We start from the raw sequence: 3,152 nt of genomic DNA on the forward strand, positions 1-3,152 counted from the left end.
CGATGCCCGAAGTGGAGCCGGTGACCAGGGCCGTGCGGCCCTGAAGAAAACGTTCGCCCATGGAAATCCCTTGCCGGTTAAGCCTTTGGCCACCCTAGCAGCGCGCCCGCGGCGGCGCGTCGTACCAAGGTACGATGCCGGCCCGTGACCCCCTTGTTAAGGTCTGGCCATGAAAAGCCCCCGCCTGCTTCGCTCGCTTCCGCTGGCCGGCCTCGCGCTGGCCCTGTCCGCCTGCACCAGCACCGGTGGCGGCCCGTCGCCGATGGACCTCGATGCGGGCATCGACCTGCGCACCTACCGCGACGGCGACGACCTGCTGACGGCGGGACTGGGCGCAGCGGGGCTGCGAAACCCGGCGCCGCCGGCCTTCGCGGATCCGGCCGCGCCGACGCCGACCGAACTGCGCCGGCGCGCGGTGTGGACCAACTGGCGCGGCATCGCCGACCTGGCCCCGGGCGGCGGTTACGGCGAGTTCTATGGTTCGCTGGCGCCGGTGACCGGCCGTGAGTACCACGCGCTGGTGACGCTTCCCGGCCGCAAGCAGCCGCACCGGGTGATGGTGCAACTGCCCGACGACTTCGATTCCGACGCCCGCTGCATCGTGGTCACCGCGTCTTCCGGTTCGCGCGGCATCTACGGCGCCATCGCCCTGGCCGGCGCCTGGGGCCTGCCGCGTGGCTGCGCGGTGGCCTACACCGACAAGGGCGCGGGCACCGGCTACGTGGACACAGCCGATGGCCGCGGTTTTGCGCTCGACGGCCAGCTCGCAGAGGCGGGCCAAGCCGTGGAGTTCAGGGTGCCGGCACGCACAGGCGGTGATGGCGTTGCGCCGATCGCGGTCAAACACGCCCATTCGGGTGACAACCCCGAGGCCGACTGGGGCCGGCACGTGGCCCAGGCCGCGCGCTTCTCGCTGCAGGTGCTGTCGCTGGCGCATCCCGATGATGGCCCGTGGACCTTCGCGAACACGCGCATGATCGCGGTCGGCGTTTCCAACGGCGGCGGCGCCGTGCTGCGCGCGGCGGAACTGCCGGACACCGGCATCGACGCGGTCGTGGCGATATCGCCCAACGTGCTGCCGGGCGACGGTGGCCGCGCGCTCTACGACTATTCGACCGACGCCGCGCTGTGGATGCCCTGCGCGCTCAATGCCGCGGCTTTTGACGGCGTCGTGCTTGCACGCGCCAAGGGTGAGAAGTCGGTAGCCGGCATGTCACGCTGCGGAATGCTCAAGGCCCGCGGCCTGCTTGACGCCAGCGACCCGCAGGCCCAGGCCGAACAGGCGCGCCAGCACCTGCTCGACGGCGGCTGGACCGACGGCGGCATCGCCGCCGGCGTGATCAGCAGCAATTTCGACCTGTGGCGCGCGGTGAACGCGACCTACGCCTCGGCCTACGCGCGCACCGGCGTGGCCGACATGCCCTGTGGCTTTTCCTTCGCCGCCCTGGGCCCTGATGGCCAGCCACGCGCGCCGACGCCGGCCGAACGCGCCGCCTGGTGGTCCGACGCCAGCGGCATCCCGCCGGGCGCGGGCGTGAGCCTGGTGGGAGAACTGACCGCGACAGCCGACCCCACCCTCGACGACAACCTGTGCCTGCGCGCGCTTTGGACCGATACCGGCAGCGCCGTGCGTGCCGGCATCGAACAGACCCGCGCCGCGCCGCCGCGCAAGCAGCTTCCGATCATCGTGCTGCACGGCGCCGACGACGGCCTGGTGCCCGAGCCGTTCAGCGGTGGCGCCTACGCGCGCTGGGCCAAGGCGCAGGGCGCCGACCTGCGCTACTGGCGCATCGGGAACGCGCAGCATTTCGACGCCTTCCTCGGGCTGCCGTTGCTGGGCAGCCGCTACGTGCCGATGATGCCCTACGGCTACCGCGCGCTGGACGCCGCCTGGCTGCACCTGGCGGCGGGCAAGCCGCTGCCGGGCGATGCGGACATCCGCACGACACCGCGCAGCTTCAGCGACGGAAAGCTGGCGCCGCTGACCCCGGAAAACCTGGGTGATATTCCTTAACCTGAGTCTGTAGGAGCGCCTGAAGGCGCTCCTATAGGTTCGTCGGGCCCAAAAGGCGCGACATCATCGACTTCAAGGCCAGCGGCTTGAGCGGCTTGTGCAGCAGCTGGCAGCCGGCGGCGGCGATGGCATCGCGCACTTCGGGGCCGTGGTCGGCGGTGATCACCACGCAGGGACGCTCCGGCATCAGCCCGGCCAGGCGCTCGCGCAGCATCAGGCCGGTCTGGCCAGCATCGAGGTGGAAGTCGAGCAGCAGCAGGTCGGGCACGCCGGCTTCGGCCACGCGTGCCGCGGCTTCGTCGCCGTCGCGCGCCGCCAGCACGTCGCAGCCCCAGGCGCCCAGCAGCGCCTGCATGCCGCGCAGCACGTCCGGGTCGTTGTCGACCACCAGCACGCGGCTGCGCGGCGGCTCCGGCGTGGCTTCGGGAATCGCAACCGCGTCGGCCGGCACCGGCGTCGCGCGTGGCACCTCGATGGAAAACACCGTGCCCCGCCCCGGCCATGAACGCAGTTTCAGCGGCAGCCCCAGCAGGCGCGCCACGCGTTCGGCGATCGCCAGGCCGATGCCCAGGCCCTGCCCGCCTTTGTCGAGGCGGCGGAACTCTTCGAAAATCAGCTTCTGGTCGCCTTCCGCGATGCCCGGGCCGGTGTCCCAGACTTCGACGGCCAGGGTGTCGCCGCGGCGCCGGCAGCCAATAAGGATGCGGCCGCGCGCGGTGTAACGCACGGCGTTGCCCAGGAAGTTCTGCAGCACGCGGCGCAGCAGCTGCGGGTCGGTGAAGACCCAGGCGCTGGTGGGCACCCGCTCGAGCACCAGGCCCTTCTGTTCGGCCAGCACGCCGAATTCGGCGGCCAGGTGGCCCAGCAGGTCGTCGATGGCGAAGGCCTGCGGCTTGGGCTCCATGCCGCCGGCGTCGAGCCGCGAAATATCCAACAAGCCGGCCAGCAGGCCTTCGGCGGAAACCAGGGCGCCGTCGATGTTCGCGAGTGCTTCGCGGTGCGGGCCGTGTTCAAGCCGCGGCGCCAGTGCGTGCACGAACAGGTGCGCCGCGTTCAGCGGCTGCGCCAGGTCGTGGCTGACCGCGGCCAGGAATCGCGACTTGCCGCGGTTGGCGCGTTCGGCTTCGGCCTTGGCGCC

2 protein-coding genes are annotated in these 3,152 nt (G+C 71.6%); one reads left to right on the forward strand and one right to left on the reverse strand.

Annotated features, from left to right (window positions below; all coding sequences use genetic code 11):
• Positions 1 to 169: 169 nt before the first annotated feature.
• On the forward strand, positions 170 to 2,014 hold the full coding sequence (locus tag AACZ35_RS13440; RefSeq protein WP_339830140.1) for a 3-hydroxybutyrate oligomer hydrolase family protein: 1,845 nt from the start codon (positions 170 to 172) through the stop codon (positions 2,012 to 2,014).
• 31 nt (positions 2,015 to 2,045) lie between these two features.
• Here the strand turns inward: AACZ35_RS13440 and AACZ35_RS13445 are convergent.
• A partial coding sequence (locus AACZ35_RS13445; protein WP_339830142.1) for a hybrid sensor histidine kinase/response regulator occupies positions 2,046 to 3,152 on the reverse strand: 1,107 nt, incomplete at its 5' end.

The sequence above is a fragment of the uncultured Arenimonas sp. genome, from assembly GCF_963976025.1.
Classification (GTDB): domain Bacteria; phylum Pseudomonadota; class Gammaproteobacteria; order Xanthomonadales; family Xanthomonadaceae; genus Arenimonas.